This is a genomic window from Streptomyces sp. NBC_00102 (assembly GCF_026343115.1).
Lineage (GTDB): Bacteria > Actinomycetota > Actinomycetes > Streptomycetales > Streptomycetaceae > Streptomyces.
On sequence record NZ_JAPEMC010000001.1, the window covers coordinates 23,562 to 39,507 of the forward strand.

A 15,946-nucleotide genomic window follows, 5' to 3' on the forward strand; every position below is an offset into this window, starting at 1 on the left:
TGCCGGCGGGGCTTCGAGAGTGGAGAAGAAGCGCATGACGAACCCCGCCGAGCTCCTGGTCGGCCTCCTCGACCTGGAACGGATCGAGGTCAACATCTTCCGAGGCCGGAGCCCCGAGGAGTCCCTCCAGCGGGTCTTCGGCGGCCAGGTCGCGGGCCAGGCGCTGGTCGCGGCCGGCCGGACCACCGACGGCGACCGGCCGGTGCACTCCCTGCACGCCTACTTCCTGAGGCCCGGGCGGCCGGGCGTGCCGATCGTGTACCAGGTCGAGCGGGTGCGCGACGGGCGTTCCTTCACGACGCGGCGGGTCACCGCGGTGCAGGAGGGCCGGACGATCTTCAACCTGACGGCCTCCTTCCACCGGCCCGAGGAGGCGGCCTTCGAGCACCAGCTGCCGCCTGCCCGTATCGTCCCGGACCCCGAGGAGCTGCCCACCGTCGCCGACGAGGTGCGCGAGCACCTGGGCGGGCTGCCCGAGGCGCTGGAGCGAATGGCCCGCCGCCAGCCGTTCGACATCCGGTACGTGGACCGGCTGCGCTGGACGCGCGAGGAGGTCACCGAGGCGGAGCCGCGCAGCGCGGTGTGGATGCGCGCGGTCGGCCCGCTGGGCGACGACCCGCTGGTGCACACCTGCGCGCTGACGTACGCGAGTGACATGACGCTGCTCGACGCGGTCCGGCTTCCGGTGGAGCCGCTGTGGGGCCCGCGCGGCTTCGACATGGCCTCCCTGGACCATGCCATGTGGTTCCACCGCCCGTTCCGGGCCGACGAGTGGTTCCTGTACGACCAGGAGTCGCCGATCGCCACGGGCGGCCGGGGGCTTGCGCGCGGCCGGATCTACGACCGGGAGGGCAACCTGTTGGTCTCCGTGGTGCAGGAGGGGTTGTTCCGGCGGCTGGGGGCGTAAGGGCTTCCGTCCCGGCAGGGCGGCGCGGAGGGCAGCGCTCGCACGGAGGTTGACGCCCCATCAGGAAATCACCTCATCGGGGCACGTCTCACTCTTGTGCGCACCAGGACCACACGGATGGGCGACTGTGCCGGGCCCCCGGCCGGACCAAGATCGATCGCATGAGATCCTCCTTGATCCGTCGCGCCTGCGCCGCTTCCCTGATGCTGGCGGCGGCCGTGGCCCCTGCCGTGGCGGCACAGTCCGACACCACCCCCGCGCAGCCGTCCGCCGCACGGCCCGCCGCCGCGCCGCCCGCCGGTGCCCACGCCCGGCTGCTGGGCGAGAAGATCGTCCCGCGCGGGCTCTCCTTCGAGAACACGACGGTGGGCGGGCTGTCCGGCATCGACCGGAACCCCTGCACCGGCGAGTACGTCCTGATCAGCGACGACCGCTCGTACCTCCAGCCCGCCCGCTTCTACACCGCCGACATCGAGGTGGACGGAGCCGGCGTCCACTCCGTCGACTTCACCTCCACCCACCCGTTCCTGCAGCCCGACGGCACGGTCCATCCGCCGGCGAGCACCAACGACGGCAAGGTGGTCGACCCGGAGGAGATCCGGGTCGACCCGCGTACCTGCCACTACTGGTGGGCGCAGGAGGGCGACCGTCCGACGTCGGCCACGGCACCGGTGATCCAGCCGTCGATCCAGTTCGCCTCCCCCGCCGGCGCGTACCTGGGGCAGCTGCGGCTGCCGCCCAACTACGTGATCACCCTGGACGACCGGGGGCTGCGGCGGAACAAGTCGGTGGAGGCGATCACCTTCGGTTCCGGGGACCGCGTGCTCACCAGCGCCGTCGAGGGCCCGCTCCTCCAGGACGGCCCGGAACCCGACCTGGAGAACGGCGCGCTGGTCCGCGTCACCCAGCAGAGCCGGGGCGGGGACGTGCTCGCGCAGTACGCGTACCCGATCGAGAAGATCTTCGCCGCCTCCGACCCCACCAGCCCGTGGCCCCCGGACACCGGCGTCCCGTCGATCCTCGCCTTCCCCGACGACCCGGGCCGCTACCTGGTGCTCGAACGCTCCTGGGTGGCCGGATCGGACTACAAGATCCGCCTCTACGACGCCACCACCCGGGGTGCGACCGACGTGCAGCGCGTGGACTCCCTGACCGGACGGCGGGTCGTACCCATGCGCAAGAAGCTGGTCGCGGACTTCGACGACCTGAACCTCTCCACGGTCGACAACACCGAGGGCATGACCTGGGGCCCGGTCCTGCGGGGCGGCGAACGGACGCTGGTCCTGGTCAGTGACGACAACTTCGCGAGCGACGCGGTGACGCAGATCGTGGCGCTCGGTATTCGTACGTGATGAGAGCCCGCACGCGCCGGGGCCGATGACCGGCTACCGCCGGGTGGGACGGGCCGTCCAGGTGCCCTCGGGGCCCCAGGACGGCCCTTCCCGCCGTCCGGCCGCACACCCGCTGCGCGCGCGGGCGTCTTCCGCCCGCGTCCCGGGTCAGCGGGCCTGCGGCCACCCACCGCGCCCGGCCACGTCCAGTACCAGCGCGGCAATGTTCCACGCGTCGTCGTCGCCCCGGTGGTGACGGCCCTCCAGCGGCAGCCCGGCGATCTCCAGCGCCTGCGCCATGCCAGGTCTCCGCCGCAGCCCCCGGTCCTCGGTGAACCTGGCCTTGGCGTTGGTGTGGCGGTGGCCGAAGGGGTATGGGACGCCGAACGCGCGAGCCTGGCCGAGGAACATCTTGCGGTCGTAGTCGCCCCAACTCGCCCAGGGCCGCGTCCCGCTGCGGTGCTCGGTCGTCAACAGGCGGCACGCCTCGGCGAAGGAGACCCCCGAGCCGACCTCCGCCTGGGTGAGGCCGGTGAGCTCGGTGCAGAAGGCGGAAACGACCGAGCGGCGTGGCCTCACCAGCACCCGGTGCTTGGCCAGCCGCTCGCCCGCCCGCAGGTCCACGACGGTGAGGCCGATCTCGACGATCTCGCTCACCTGCCCGGCCGGGACCTCCCCCTCCCAGCATGTCGACTCGACATCCACCACGTTGAGCAGCCCGTCCCCGAAGTCCATGGCGCGAGGGTACGGCGGAGACGACCCGCGTACATCCGGTTTCGGGACCGGGACGGGGGCACGACGGACCGCTCCCCGGACCGCTCACAGCCCCGGCAAGGGCTCCTGGTCGGCCTCCCGGCGGCGGGCGCGGGTGTCCGGTGGGGCGGGGTGGAGTTTCGCGTCGCAGGTGGGGCCGAGGCCGCTCCGTCGGGAGCCGGTGCCGGTGAGCGGGCGTCCGCACAGGCGGCAGCGGACGAGTGGGCGTTCCGGGCCGCCGTCCCGGGCCGGGGTGTGACCGGCCGGGGCCGGCGAGGTGCCGGGGAAAAGCTCGGGGGACTCCATGGGGGCGATTCTTCCAGCAGCCGCCGACGGTCGGCGGGTCACCAGGGGCCCGGTGCGCCCGGCCTCGGGCGTCCCGCCGGATTGCCGACGCGGGGGCGTACGGCCTTACTGGAGAAACCCGCGCACCGGAAGGCGCGGGGCGGCCGCGCGCGGGGAAGGGCGGGGCCACGGAAGCGAGAGGGGCGCGATGGACCTGATCCACGTCCGCGCGGTGAGCCCGCCCGGCCTGACCGACCGGGTCGTGGCGCTGCTGGCAGGCGATCCGTGCGTCCTCAATCTGATCGTGCAGCCGGGGGCGGCCCGGAACCCGGACGGCGACGCGATCGCCTGCGACGTACTGACCGGGGGCGCCAACGACGTGCTCCGGGAGCTGCGGGACATCCGTCTGGACGAGCTGGGCTCCATCGTCGTGGAACCGGTGGACATGGCGTTCTCCGGACGGGCCGAGGCGGGTGGGCGCGACGAGCTGGGACCGCTCGCGCGCGCCCCGGTCTGGGAGCAGGTGGAGGCGCGTATCCGCGCCGAGGCCCGGTATCCGCCGAGCTTCTATCTGTACCTGGTGGTCGCCGGTCTGATCGGCTCGGTGGGGATCGTCACCAACTCGCAGATCCTGATCGTGGGGGCCATGGTCGTCGGCCCCGAGTACGGGGCGATCGTCAGCATCGCGCTGGGCATCGACCGGGGTGACCGCGCCACGATCCGCAGGGGCCTGAAGGCGCTCTGCGCGGGGCTGCTGCTGACCGTGGTGATCACCTTCCTCTTCAGCCTGATGATCCGGGGCTTCGGCTTCCAGTCGCAGGCGTTCGAGGCGGGGCTCCGCCCGGTCTCCGATCTGATCAACACACCCAACTTCTTCTCGGTGGCGGTGGCGACGCTGGCGGGCATCGTCGGCATCGTGTCGCTCACCGAGGCGAGGACGAGCGCGCTGCTCGGGGTGTTCATCTCGGTCACGACCATTCCGGCCGCCGCCGCCATCGCCGTCTCCATCGCCTTCTCCAGCTGGCAGGAGGCCTGGGGGTCGCTGATCCAGCTCCTGGTGAACATCGTGGTCCTGATCTTCGTCGGCACGGGCGCGCTGAGGTGGCAGCGGGCGATCTGGCGGCGGGTGGCCCGGCGGCGTGCGGGCGGCGCCGGCGCGTCCGGGCGCAGCTGACCTCGCGGTCCCCGGCGCCCCCGCGGGCCGCCTTCCGGACGTGCCGGACCGTGCGGCGCCGGGGATCATCGGAGGGACCCGGGGGCGGCTCGGCAGGTCCGGCGTTCCGCGCCCGCCCGCCGCGGCCCCACCCAGGTATCGCTCCACGTCACGCGCAGAACGCCTCACTCCTCGGGGAAGTCAGGAGAGCCCGTCATGCCCCAGGACCGCCGCCCCGCGTCGCGTACGAGGACGCCGCGCGCCACCCCCGCCGAACGGGCCGCCGCGGGCAAGGCCGCACGCCGGCGGGTCCCCCGGTCGGCCCATGCGGAGTTCGACGCCTCCGCGCGCCGGTTCGATCCGCTGACTCTTCTGGAGACCCAGTCCGCGGCGCGCGTACCGGAGCTCGTTCCCCTCCGGTACGGCAGGATGACCGAATCGCCGTTCCGCTTCTACCGGGGCGCCGCCGGGATCATGGCGGCGGACTTGGCCGGCACACCGGACTCGGGGATCACGGCGCAGCTGTGCGGTGACGCGCATCTGCTGAACTTCCGGCTGCTGGCCTCGCCCGAGCGCAATCTGCTCTTCGACATCAACGACTTCGACGAGACGCTGCCCGGTCCCTGGGAATGGGACGTGAAGCGGCTCGCGGCCAGCCTCGTCATCGCCGCGCGGGCGAACGGTTTCTCGGACCGTGAGCGCACGCGTCTCGTGCGGGCCGCGGTGCGGTCGTACCGGGAGTCGATGGCCCGGTACGCCGGGATGGGCAATCTGGAGGTCTGGTACGCGCGGATCGACGAGGCGCGGCTGCGGGCCGTCGCGGCGGCGCAGCTCGCCGAGCGCGGCCGCAAGAACCTCGACCGCGCCCTGCTGAAGGCGCGTACCCGGGACAGTCGCCAGGTTCTCGGGAAGCTCACCGAGTGGTCGGGCGGCCGGCGACGCATCAAGTCGGACCCGCCGCTGGTGGTGCCGCTCACCGAGCTGGTGACGGACGCGGAGCGCATCGAGACCGAGGAACGGTTGCGGGTCCTCCTGCGGCGTTACGGCCGCAGCCTCCCGTCGGACCGCCGGGCGCTGCTCTCCGGGTTCCGGCTGGCGGACGTGGCCCGCAAGGTGGTCGGTGTGGGGAGCGTGGGTACGCGCTGCTGGGTTCTGCTCCTGCTCGGCCGGGACGACGACGATCCGCTCTTCCTCCAGGCCAAGGAGGCCGACACCTCGGTCCTCGCCGACCACGTCGGGACGAGCCGTTACCGCAACCAGGGCGAGCGGGTCGTGGCGGGCCAGCGGCTGATGCAGGCGACGAGCGACATCTTCCTCGGCTGGGAGCGGGCGGAGGGCTTCGACGGCCGCCGCCGCGACTTCTACATCCGCCAGCTGCGCGACTGGAAGGGGATCGCCGAGCCGGAACGGATGGTGCCGCAGGGGATGACGCTGTTCGGGGAGGTCTGCGGGGCGACCCTGGCCCGCGCGCACGCCAGGTCGGGCGACCGGATCGCCATCGCCGGGTACCTGGGGCGGGGCGACGCCTTCGACCGGGCCCTCGCCGTGTTCGCGGAGGCGTACGCGGACCGCAACGAGCGGGATCACGAGGCGCTCGTGGCCGCGGTCCGCGCGGGGCGTCTGCCCACCGCCGAGGAGCCTCCGGGGACCCGGTGAGAACCGGGTGATCCGACGAGAACCGGGAACACGGGTGCGCCCCGGCAGGCCGACCGGCCGCCGGGGCGCACCCGTGTGCCTCCGCGCTCAGGGCGTTCGCTCGGTGCGCGCGCACAGAGCCCAGATGACGAAGATGTTGATGGCGATGAGGATGATCGACCAGAACGGGTAGTACGGCAGCCAGAGGAAGTTGGCGACCGCTCCCAGCCCTGCCAGCACCACACCGATGAGCCGGGCCCACAGCGCGCCGGTGAACAGGGCGCATCCGGCCAGGACGATGACGATGCCCAGGATGAGATGGATCCAGCCCCAGCCGGTGAGGTCCCACTGGAAGATGTAGTTGCGGGTGGTGACGAACACGTCGTCCTTGGCGATGGCGGCGATGCCCTCGAAGATCGCCATCGCACCGCCGAAGATCATCAGAACGCCCGCGAATGCGGTCCATCCGGACTGGAACGCGGTGGTCTTCCCGGTGGTTCTGGCCATGGTCGGCCTCCTTGCGGTACCCGAAGCCCCTGAGCGGCCCGAGCGGCGGACCGGCGACGGTGCCCTTCTCCAAGCCTGGCACGGCGTCACCCGATCGGCATACGGGCGGGATAAAGGGCAGGAGGAGGAGACCCCACGTCCCACTTACGGGATATGATCCCGGATATGAGAGACGAGACCGAGGCGGAGTCCGCCGACAGCAGGCTGGCCGACCGGCTCGCCTCGCTCCGGGCCGAACGCGGCTGGTCCCTGGACGAGCTCTCCGGCCTGACCGGGCTGAGCAGGTCCACCCTGTCGCGGGTGGAGCGGGGCGAACTGAGCCCGACCGCGGCCTCGCTGGGCCGGCTGTGCGCGGCGTACGGGCGGACGATGTCGCGCCTGCTGACGGAGATCGAGTCGGAGCCGCCCGCCCATGTGCCCGCCGGGTCTCAAGCGGTCTGGTACGACGCGTCCGTCGGCTTCACCCGCCGCTCGGTGTCGCCGCCGCACCCGGGACTGCGCGGCGAGGTCGTCGAGGGCACCCTCGACCCGGGCGCGGCGATCTCCTACGACAACCCTCCGGTACCCGGCGTGGAACAGCACATCTGGGTACGCGAAGGGACGGTCGAGATCACCGTCGACGGGACCGCGCACACCTTGGAAACCGGCGACTGCCTGCGTTTCCGCCTGGACGGAGCCTCCCGTTTCCACTGCCCGGGTCCGGACCGGACCCGCTATGTCCTGATGATCGTGATGCCGTGAAAGGAACCCCTCCCATGACCGAGATCGTCTCCGTGTCGGGCCCCGAACTCGTCACCTACGCCGACGAACTGGCCGCCCTCCTGGTGGACACCGTGCACGACGGCGCGTCGGTCGGCTTCCTCGATCCGCTCGACCGGGGCGCCGCCGCCGACTGGTGGCGGGAGCGCGCCAGGGCGGTGGAGCAGGGAGTGGTGCGGGTCTGGCTCGCCCGGGACGGCGAGCGGGTGGCCGGCACCATCAGCCTCGTACCCGCCCCGCTGCCGAACGCCCGCCACCGTGCCGAGGTCGCCAAGCTGATGGTGCGCCCGTCCGGCCGGGGGCGCGGGCTGGGCCGGGCGCTGCTGGCAGCCGTGGACGAGTGGGCGGTGTCGGCGGGCCTGTCCCTGCTCGTGCTGGACACCGAGTCGGGCAGCGTGGCCGAGCGGCTGTACCGGGCCGCGGGCTGGACGGAGTGCGGTTCGATCCCGGCGTACGCGCAGAACACCACCGGGACGCTCATGGCCACGACCGTCTACTGGAAGACCCCCGGGAAGCCCGAGGCGGTCGGGGGCCCGGACGGCGCCGGGGCCACAATGGGCGGCGACGCCTCCTGACCGGGCGGCAGTTCTGAGCGAGGAGTTACCGATGACGCTGCACGACATCCCCCTGCGGACCCTGACCGGCGAGCCGACGACGCTCGGCGCCTGGAGCGGGAAGGCGGTGCTGCTGGTGAACGTCGCGTCCAAGTGCGGCCTCACGCCCCAGTACGAGGGCCTGGAGCGCCTGCAGAACACCTACGGCGGACGGGGCTTCACCGTCCTGGGCGTGCCGTGCAACCAGTTCGCCGGACAGGAGCCGGGCACCGCGGAGGAGATCCAGTCCTTCTGCTCCACGACGTACGGCGTCAGCTTCCCGCTGCTGGAGAAGACCGACGTCAACGGCGACGACCGGCACCCGCTCTACGCGGAGCTGACGCGGCTCCCCGACGCGGACGGCGAGGCCGGGGACGTCCAGTGGAACTTCGAGAAGTTCCTGATCTCCCCCGCCGGCGTGCCGGTCGCCCGTATCCGCCCGCGCACCGAGCCGGAGGCCCCGGAGGTCGTGGCCGCCATCGAGGCGCAGCTGCCCGCCTGACACCACCGCGACCAGCGTCCACGGCCGGTGCACCCGGGGGCAGGTCCCCGGGCGCACCGGCCGGTGCCGTGTCAGCGGATCGGCATGCCGGACAGGGTGCGGGCGATCACCAGGCGCTGGATCTCGCTCGTGCCCTCGAAGATGGTGTAGATCGCCGCGTCGCGGTGCATCCGCTCCACCGGGTACTCGCGGGTGAAGCCGTTGCCGCCGAGGATCTGGACGGCCTGGGCGGTGACCTGCTTGGCGGTCTCGCTGGCGTACAGCTTCGACATCGAGCCCTCGGCCGAGGTGAAGGGCTTGTTGGTGGTGGCCATCCAGGAGGCGCGCCAGACCAGCAGCCGGGCGGCGTCGATCCGGGTGCGCATGTCGGCGAGCTGGAAGGCGATGCCCTGGTTGTCGATGATCGGGCGGCCGAACTGGGTGCGCGTCTTGGCGTAGTCGAGGGCGACCTCGTAGGCGGCGCGCGCGGTGCCGACCGCCATGGCGCCGACGGCCGGGCGGGACGCCTCGAAGGTGGCCATGGCGGCGTTCTTCACGCGCTCGCCGCCCGACTTCGCCCGCTCGCGGGCCCGGGCGAGGCGCTCGTCGAGCTTCTCCTTGCCGCCGAGCAGGCAGTGGCCGGGGACGCGGACGTCCTCCAGGACCACTTCGGCGGTGTGGGACGCCCGGATGCCGTGCTTCTTGAACTTCTGCCCCTGGGACAGCCCCGGGGTGCCCGGCGGCACGATGAAGGAGGCGTGGCCCTTCGAGCCGAGCTCGGCGTCGACGACGGCCACCACGACGTGGACGTTGGCGATGCCGCCGTTGGTCGCCCAGGTCTTGGTGCCGTTCAGCACCCACTCGTCCGTGGCGGCGTCGTAGACGGCGCGGGTACGCATCGAGGCGACGTCGGAGCCGGCGTCGGGTTCGGAGGAGCAGAAGGCGGCGAGCTTGACGTCGTTCGCGTCGCCGTACATCTGCGGGATCCAGGTGCCGATCTGCTCCTCGGTGCCGTTGGCGAGCACGCCCACGGCCGCCAGGCCCGTACCGACGATCGACAGGGCGATGCCCGCGTCGCCCCAGAAGAGCTCCTCCATGGCCACCGGGATGCCGAGGCCGGTGGGATCGAAGAACTGCTGGGCGTAGAAGTCGAGCGAGTAGATGCCCACCTTGGCCGCCTCCTGGATGACGGGCCAGGGGGTCTCCTCACGCTCGTCCCACTCCGACGCCGCCGGCCGGATCACGTCCGCGGCGAATCCGTGGAGCCAGTCGCGTACCTGCTTCTGGTCTTCGTTGAGCTCAAGCGTGAACTCGGCCATGTTCCCCTCCATGCACTGCCCGACATCGCGTTACTTACGGTAACAGCAGTCTGTTACCGGCAAGTAGCCGCTGTCAACCGTCCATGGACCGATCGGCACCCTGTCGGACCGGGGTGTTACGTTTCCCGGGCGCGCGCAAAGCGCCAGGCCAGAGGTGTCAGGGGTGGGGAAAGGGCGACAGATGGAGACCGCACGACAGGCCGACCGGCAGCGGACGGCGGCCGAGCAGCGACGCCGGGAACTGCTGGAGGCGGCCGACCGGGTCGTGCTCAGGGAAGGCCCCAGGGCCTCGATGAACGCCATCGCCGCCGAGGCGGGCATCACCAAGCCCATCCTCTACCGCCACTTCGGCGACAAGGGCGGCCTCTACCGCGCCCTCGCGCAGCGCCACACCGACGCCCTGCTGAGCAATCTGCGCGCGGCGCTCGACGCGCCCGCGGAACGCCGCCGCCGGGTGGAGAACACCCTCGACACCTACCTCGCGGCCATCGAGGCCCGTCCGCAGGTCTACCGCTTCCTGATGCACCCCTCCGACGACGCGCCCGCTCCCGAGCCCGGGTTCGACACCGGCCGCCACTCCGTGCCGCTGCTGCGACGCCTGGGCGAGGAGCTCGGCCAGGTCATCGCCGAGCGGGTGGACCTCGGCGCGCACGGCGACGAGACGGCCCGGATCTGGGGACACGGCATCGTCGGGATGATGCACGCGGCGGGCGACTGGTGGCTCGGCGACCGGCCCGTCCCCCGCGAACGCCTGGTACGCAGCCTCGCCGACCTGCTCTGGGGCCGGCTGGCCGAGGTGGGCGACAAGCCGGGCGCGCCCGGCTTCTGAGCGCCCCGCACGGCCGCCCCGCCGCGATGCGGGGCGCCCGGGGGGGGCGGTTCAGTCCTGGGCGGCCCAGGGCGCCCGGCGGGCCCTGCGCAGCGCCCGCGTCCGGCGCAGGCCGGTCAGCCGGTCCGTGTAGACCGTGCCGTCCAGGTGGTCGCACTCGTGCTGGAGGCAGCGCGCGAACCAACCCGTACCGGTGATCTCGGTCTCCTCGCCGGTGACGGTGCGCCCGCGCACCACCGCCCGGTCGAAGCGCTCGGTGCCCGCCTCGATGCCCGGCAGCGACAGGCACCCCTCCGGGCCGCGTACCGTGATGCCGTCCGCCTCCACCAGCCGGGGGTTGACCAGGTGGCCGAGGTGGCGGACGTCGTCGTCGTCCGGGCAGTCGTATACGAAGACCCTGAGCGGCACGCCGATCTGGTTGGCCGCGAGGCCGACCCCCCGGGCCGCGTACATGGTGGCGAACATGTCCTCCACGAGCCGGGCGAGCGAGGGACCGAAATCGGTGACGTCCTCGCAGGCACGGTGGAGAACGGGGTCGCCGAGGGTGCTCACGGTACGGATGATTCCGGAACTGCCGGGGATCGGGCGGTTTCGCATGGCCGTAAGGGTACGGTCCGCCTTGACCGCCCCGTTCCGTGGTGCCGCGGTGCGGGCGGCGCGCCGGACATCGATAGGCTGGGCGTGGACCGATGCAAGGAGGATCTAGGACGATGGCAGGCAACACGGAGCCGTTGTCGCCGCGGGCCAAGCTGGCCGTGACGGCGGGCAAGGCCGCGGCGGCGGTGTCGCGCGCGGCAGGGCGCGGCAGCGGATCGGTGATCGGCGGCCGGGTGGCGCTCAAGCTCGACCCCGACCTGCTGGGGCGACTGGCGCAGCACCTGGACGTGATCCTCGTGTCGGCGACGAACGGCAAGACGACCACCACACGGCTGATCGCCGAGGCACTGCGGGCCGCCGGGCCCGTCGTCTCGAACGCGCTCGGCGCGAACATGCCCGCGGGCATCACCTCGGCGCTGGCCGGCGGATCGGACGCCCGCTTCGGCGTGATCGAGGTCGACGAGAAGTACCTCGCCGGAGTGGCGCGCGACACGACGCCCAAGGCGATCGCACTGCTCAACCTCTCCCGCGACCAGCTCGACCGCGCCGCGGAGACCCGCATGCTGGCGGAGCACTGGCGCGAGGGACTGGCGGGCTCGAAGGCCGTCATCATCGCCAACGCGGACGACCCGCTGATCGTCTGGGCGGCCTCGTCCTCCCAGAACGTGGTGTGGGTGGCGGCCGGTCAGGCGTGGAAGGACGACGCCTGGTCCTGCCCCTCCTGCGGCGGCGTGATGCAGCGCCCCGGAGACGACTGGTTCTGCGGGCAGTGCGGTTTCCGCCGACCCGCGCCGAGCTGGGCGCTCAACGGCGACTACGTGCTCGACCCGCACGGCTCGGCGTGGCCGATCCACCTCCAGCTGCCGGGTCGCGCCAACAAGGCGAACGCGACCTCCTCGGCCGCCGTGGCGGCCGTCTTCGGGGTTCCCCCGCAGGTGGCCCTGGAGCGGATGTACCAGGTGCAGGCGGTGGCGGGCCGTTACGACGTCGTCTCGTTCCACAACCGCGAGCTGCGGCTGCTGCTGGCGAAGAACCCGGCCGGCTGGCTGGAGACGTTCTCGCTCATCGATCCCCCGCCGACGCCGGTGATCCTCTCCGTCAACGCGCGCGGCGCCGACGGCACGGACACCTCCTGGCTGTGGGACGTCGACTACACGCAGCTGTCCGGTCACCCGATCTTCGTGCTCGGGGACCGCAAGATGGACCTCGCCGTCCGGCTCGAAGTGGCCGGTCTGGACTTCCGCGTCTGCGAGACCCTGGACGAGGCCGTCCAGCTGGCCCCGCCCGGCCGCATCGAGGTCATCGCCAACTACACCGCCTTCCAGGATCTGCGCCGTCGTGTCGGCAACTGATCCCCGCCAGGGCCTCCGGAGAGGACGAAGCATGAGCAACAACGGTCTGCGTCTGGTCTGGGTCTACCCCGACCTTCTCAGCACCTACGGCGACCAGGGCAACGCCCTCGTCGTCGAGCGGCGGGCACGGCAGCGCGGCCTCGACGTGCAGCGGGTCGACGTGCGCAGCGACCAGCCGATCCCCACGTCGGGCGACATCTACCTCATCGGCGGCGGTGAGGACCGTCCGCAGCGGCTGGCCGCGGAGCGGCTGCGCCGCGACGGCGGGCTGAGCCGGGCCGCGTCCAACGGCGCGATCATCTTCTCGGTCTGCGCGGGCTACCAGATCCTGGGCCACGAGTTCATCAACGACCTCGGGGAGCGGGAGCCCGGGCTCGGACTGCTCGACGTGGTGACGACCCGCGGCGAGGGCGCGCGGTGCGTCGGCGACGTACTGGGCGACATCGACCCGAACCTCGGACTGCCGCCGCTCACCGGTTTCGAGAACCACCAGGGCATCACCCATCTCGGTCCGACGGCGCGTCCGTTCGCCCGGGTCCGGGTGGGTCGCGGCAACGGCACCGGCGACGGTACCGAGGGCGCGTACAGCGACACCGTGTTCGGGACGTACATGCACGGTCCGGTGCTGGCGCGCAATCCGCTGATCGCCGATCTGCTGCTGAAGCTGGCCCTCGACGTCAACGCCCTGCCGCCGGTGAACGACCACTGGTACGAGGCGCTGAGGTCGGAACGGATCGCCGCGGCGACCCAGCCGGCCTGATGTGTCGGCCGTGTTTCGCCTGAGTTGATTCCGACTCAACTGAGCGGAGTCCAGCAGGCGGACAGAGGGTTCGGTACCGCCACCCTGCGCCGGTAGGGTGGCGGTATTCAGCCGGACGACGCTGTCCGGTCGTCGGCCCACGTTGCAAAGGTTCCTCGGGCAATGCGCATTGGTGTCCTCACGTCCGGCGGCGACTGCCCCGGTCTCAACGCAGTCATCCGCTCCGTCGTGCACCGTGCGGTTGTCGACCACGGCGACGAGGTCATCGGCTTCCACGACGGCTGGCGGGGCCTGCTGGAGTGCGACTACCGCAAGCTCGACCTCGACGCGGTCGGTGGCATCCTCGCCCTCGGCGGGACCATCCTCGGCTCTTCCCGGGTCCAGCCCGCGCACCTGCGCGGCGGCGTGGAGCGCGCCAGGGGCCACGTCGCCGACCTGGGCCTCGACGCGATCATCCCGATCGGCGGCGAGGGCACGCTGAAGGCGGCCAATCTCCTCTCCGAGGCGGGGCTGCCGATCGTCGGCGTACCGAAGACCATCGACAACGACATCGCCTCCACCGACGTCACCTTCGGCTTCGACACGGCCGTGGGTGTGGCCACCGAGGCGCTGGACCGGCTGAAGACGACGGCCGAGTCGCACCAGCGGGTGCTGATCGTGGAGGTCATGGGCCGTCACACCGGCTGGATCGCCCTGCACTCGGGCATGGCGGCCGGCGCGCACGCCATCGTGGTGCCGGAGCGTCCGTTCCACATCGACGAGCTGACCAGGGTCGTCGGGGAGCGCTTCTCGGCCGGCAAGAAGTTCGCGATCGTGGTGGTGGCCGAGGGCGCCAAGCCGCAGGACGGCACGATGGACTTCGCCACCGGTTCCCAGGACGTCTACGGGCACGAGCGTTTCGCGGGGATAGCGTCCCAGCTCTCGGTCGAGCTGGAGCAGCGCCTCGGCAAGGAGGCCCGCCCGGTCATCCTCGGCCATGTGCAGCGCGGCGGTACTCCCACGGCGTACGACCGGGTGCTCGCCACCCGCTTCGGCTGGCACGCGGTGGAGGCGGTGCACCGCGGCGAGTTCGGCATGATGACGGCGCTGCAGGGCACGGACATCCGGATGGTGCCGCTGACCTCGGCGGTGGAGACGCTCAAGACCGTTCCGGCGGAGCGGTACTCCGAGGTGGACTGCGTTCTCTGAGTCCTCCCACGCCACTCCTCACCCGTTCCGGACCTGTTCCGGCTTCCGGCTTCCGGCTTCCGGCGGGGAGGGGCCACGACACCCCCGGGACTGCCCCCGGCCGCGAGCGCGGCCGGGGGCAGTCCTAGTCTGGACCGGACAACCGGCACGAATCGGGGACGTCCCCCAGCAGGAGTGAACAGATGGATCACGGCGGGCACGGCATGAACATGGATCTGCCGCCGTTCACACTGGGCCGCGGGCTCGCGTTCTCGGCGGACCCGTTCTTCCTGGTCGGCTGCCTCGCGGCACTGGCCCTGTACGGCTGGGCCGTGGTGCGGCTGCGGCGGCGCGGGGACGGATGGCCGGTCAACCGGATCGTCTTCTTCGTCGTCGGGGTGCTCAGCATCGCGCTGGTGATGTGCACCCGGCTGAACGATTACGGCATGGTCATGTTCAGCGTGCACATGATCCAGCACATGGTGATCAGCATGCTCTCGCCGATCCTGCTGCTGCTCGGCGCTCCGGTGACCCTCGCGCTGCGGGCGCTGCCGGTGGCGAGCAGACGGGGCGGCAAGGGGCCGCGCGAGCTGCTGCTGATGCTGCTGCACAGCCGCTACATGAAGATCATCACGCATCCGGTCTTCACCATCCCGCTGTTCATCGCGAGTCTCTACGCCCTCTACTTCACCCCGCTCTTCGACTTCCTCATGGGTTCGACGGCGGGGCACCTGGCGATGATGGTGCACTTCCTCGCGGTCGGGCTGGTCTTCTTCTGGCCGATCATGGGGATCGACCCCGGCCCGCACCGGCCCGGCTACGTGATGCGGATGCTGGAGCTGTTCGCGGGGATGCCTTTCCACGCGTTCTTCGGCATCGCCCTGATGATGGCGTCCCAGCCGATGGTGGAGTCCTACAAGCACCCTCCGGCCTCGCTGGGTATCGACGCGCTGAGCGACCAGAGCTGGGCGGGCGGCATCGCCTGGGCCTTCAGCGAGGTGCCGTCCGTGCTGGTGCTGATCGCGCTGGTCTTCCAGTGGTACCGCTCCGACCAGCGGCTCGCGAAGCGCGAAGACCGGGCGGCGGACCGGGACGGCGACCAGGAGCTGGAGGCGTACAACGCGTACCTCGCCTCATTGCAGGCGCGCGGACGGTAGCGCGACACCCGCCTCCGGGGCGACCATGGTCCCAACGGCCGCGCGGCCGACGAGGAGCGTGCGCGCATGTCCGGATCGACGAAGTCCATGGGAGTCCTCACCGTCGCGGCCCTGGTGGCGGTGACGGCGTACACGGTGGCGCTGGGGAGCAGCGGCTGGCTCTGGTTCGGCTGGGTGGTGCTGGGGCTGTGCACGCTCGGCATGCTGGCCGTCCGGGACGCCTGACCGGGCGGACCCTACGACCGGGGCGCCCACCGCGTTCACGCCCCGGTCCGCCCGTCCCGGGTGTCCCGGCCCGCGCACCTGCGGACCGGGGCGCCGCACGGCTTACACTGACGGGCCCGCACCACCTGGGTGGTGT

Annotated in this window: 18 protein-coding genes; 13 read left to right on the plus strand and 5 right to left on the minus strand. The window is 71.9% G+C overall.

What is annotated here, in order from left to right:
- Nucleotides 1-34: 34 nt before the first annotated feature.
- Both OHA55_RS00085 and OHA55_RS00090 read left to right on the plus strand, forming a co-directional pair.
- The gene (locus OHA55_RS00085) at nt 35-907 is read left to right on the plus strand and encodes an acyl-CoA thioesterase II (protein ID WP_266701523.1); all 873 of its coding nucleotides are present in this window, start codon (nt 35-37) and stop codon (nt 905-907) included.
- Nucleotides 908-1,068: 161 nt separating this feature from the next.
- Complete coding sequence (locus tag OHA55_RS00090; protein WP_266701524.1) at nt 1,069-2,259, plus strand: esterase-like activity of phytase family protein; 1,191 nt, start codon at nt 1,069-1,071, stop codon at nt 2,257-2,259.
- A 147-nt stretch (nt 2,260-2,406) separates the two neighbouring features.
- Here the strand turns inward: OHA55_RS00090 and OHA55_RS00095 are convergent, their stop codons facing one another.
- Together OHA55_RS00095 and OHA55_RS00100 are read right to left on the minus strand one after the other, a co-directional pair.
- Nucleotides 2,407-2,973, minus strand: coding sequence for a 3'-5' exonuclease (locus OHA55_RS00095; protein ID WP_266701526.1), 567 nt, complete (start codon nt 2,971-2,973; stop codon nt 2,407-2,409).
- A gap of 84 nt (nt 2,974-3,057) precedes the next feature.
- On the minus strand, nt 3,058-3,297 hold the full coding sequence (locus tag OHA55_RS00100; protein ID WP_266701528.1) for a DUF6011 domain-containing protein: 240 nt from the start codon (nt 3,295-3,297) through the stop codon (nt 3,058-3,060).
- 187 nt (nt 3,298-3,484) lie between these two features.
- Here OHA55_RS00100 and OHA55_RS00105 point away from each other — a divergent pair, with 187 nt between their 5' ends.
- Nucleotides 3,485-4,450: a DUF389 domain-containing protein gene (locus tag OHA55_RS00105; protein ID WP_266701530.1), complete on the plus strand. Its 966-nt coding sequence runs from the start codon at nt 3,485-3,487 to the stop codon at nt 4,448-4,450.
- A 195-nt stretch (nt 4,451-4,645) separates the two neighbouring features.
- Nucleotides 4,646-6,085, plus strand: coding sequence for a DUF2252 domain-containing protein (locus OHA55_RS00110; protein WP_266701532.1), 1,440 nt, complete (start codon nt 4,646-4,648; stop codon nt 6,083-6,085).
- Nucleotides 6,086-6,172: 87 nt separating this feature from the next.
- Here the strand turns inward: OHA55_RS00110 and OHA55_RS00115 are convergent, their stop codons facing one another.
- Nucleotides 6,173-6,571, minus strand: a complete 399-nt coding sequence (locus tag OHA55_RS00115; protein WP_266701533.1) for a hypothetical protein — start codon at nt 6,569-6,571, stop codon at nt 6,173-6,175.
- 165 nt (nt 6,572-6,736) lie between these two features.
- Here OHA55_RS00115 and OHA55_RS00120 point away from each other — a divergent pair, with 165 nt between their 5' ends.
- From OHA55_RS00120 to OHA55_RS00130, 3 genes are read left to right on the plus strand one after another with little or no spacing between them, the layout of a single operon-like run.
- Nucleotides 6,737-7,312 carry a helix-turn-helix domain-containing protein gene (locus OHA55_RS00120; RefSeq protein WP_266701534.1) on the plus strand — a complete coding sequence of 192 codons (576 nt, stop codon included), beginning with the start codon at nt 6,737-6,739 and terminating at the stop codon, nt 7,310-7,312.
- 14 nt (nt 7,313-7,326) lie between these two features.
- Nucleotides 7,327-7,905, plus strand: coding sequence for a GNAT family N-acetyltransferase (locus OHA55_RS00125; RefSeq protein ID WP_266701536.1), 579 nt, complete (start codon nt 7,327-7,329; stop codon nt 7,903-7,905).
- 31 nt (nt 7,906-7,936) lie between these two features.
- Entirely contained in the window at nt 7,937-8,425 is a 489-nt protein-coding gene (locus tag OHA55_RS00130) for a glutathione peroxidase (protein WP_266701538.1), read from the plus strand.
- A 71-nt stretch (nt 8,426-8,496) separates the two neighbouring features.
- Here OHA55_RS00130 and OHA55_RS00135 read toward each other — a convergent pair whose 3' ends face one another.
- On the minus strand, nt 8,497-9,723 hold the full coding sequence (locus OHA55_RS00135; protein ID WP_266701540.1) for an acyl-CoA dehydrogenase family protein: 1,227 nt from the start codon (nt 9,721-9,723) through the stop codon (nt 8,497-8,499).
- 181 nt (nt 9,724-9,904) lie between these two features.
- On the opposite strand from OHA55_RS00135, the gene OHA55_RS00140 reads away from it, so the two are divergent.
- Nucleotides 9,905-10,552, plus strand: coding sequence for a TetR family transcriptional regulator (locus tag OHA55_RS00140; protein ID WP_266701542.1), 648 nt, complete (start codon nt 9,905-9,907; stop codon nt 10,550-10,552).
- 51 nt (nt 10,553-10,603) lie between these two features.
- Here the strand turns inward: OHA55_RS00140 and def are convergent, their stop codons facing one another.
- Nucleotides 10,604-11,149 carry a peptide deformylase gene (def, locus tag OHA55_RS00145; protein ID WP_266701544.1) on the minus strand — a complete coding sequence of 182 codons (546 nt, stop codon included), beginning with the start codon at nt 11,147-11,149 and terminating at the stop codon, nt 10,604-10,606.
- Nucleotides 11,150-11,262: 113 nt separating this feature from the next.
- On the opposite strand from def, the gene OHA55_RS00150 reads away from it, so the two are divergent.
- From OHA55_RS00150 to OHA55_RS00170, 5 genes are all read left to right on the plus strand, one after another.
- Nucleotides 11,263-12,501, plus strand: a complete 1,239-nt coding sequence (locus OHA55_RS00150; protein WP_266701546.1) for a MurT ligase domain-containing protein — start codon at nt 11,263-11,265, stop codon at nt 12,499-12,501.
- 31 nt (nt 12,502-12,532) lie between these two features.
- Nucleotides 12,533-13,261 (plus strand): type 1 glutamine amidotransferase, encoded by a 729-nt coding sequence (locus tag OHA55_RS00155; RefSeq protein WP_266701548.1) that lies wholly within the window; start codon nt 12,533-12,535, stop codon nt 13,259-13,261.
- A gap of 162 nt (nt 13,262-13,423) precedes the next feature.
- Nucleotides 13,424-14,449: a 6-phosphofructokinase gene (locus tag OHA55_RS00160; protein WP_266701550.1), complete on the plus strand. Its 1,026-nt coding sequence runs from the start codon at nt 13,424-13,426 to the stop codon at nt 14,447-14,449.
- Between the two features lie 182 nt (nt 14,450-14,631).
- On the plus strand, nt 14,632-15,585 hold the full coding sequence (locus OHA55_RS00165; protein ID WP_266701552.1) for a cytochrome c oxidase assembly protein: 954 nt from the start codon (nt 14,632-14,634) through the stop codon (nt 15,583-15,585).
- A gap of 66 nt (nt 15,586-15,651) precedes the next feature.
- Nucleotides 15,652-15,810: a hypothetical protein gene (locus OHA55_RS00170; protein ID WP_266701554.1), complete on the plus strand. Its 159-nt coding sequence runs from the start codon at nt 15,652-15,654 to the stop codon at nt 15,808-15,810.
- Nucleotides 15,811-15,946: the final 136 nt, after the last annotated feature.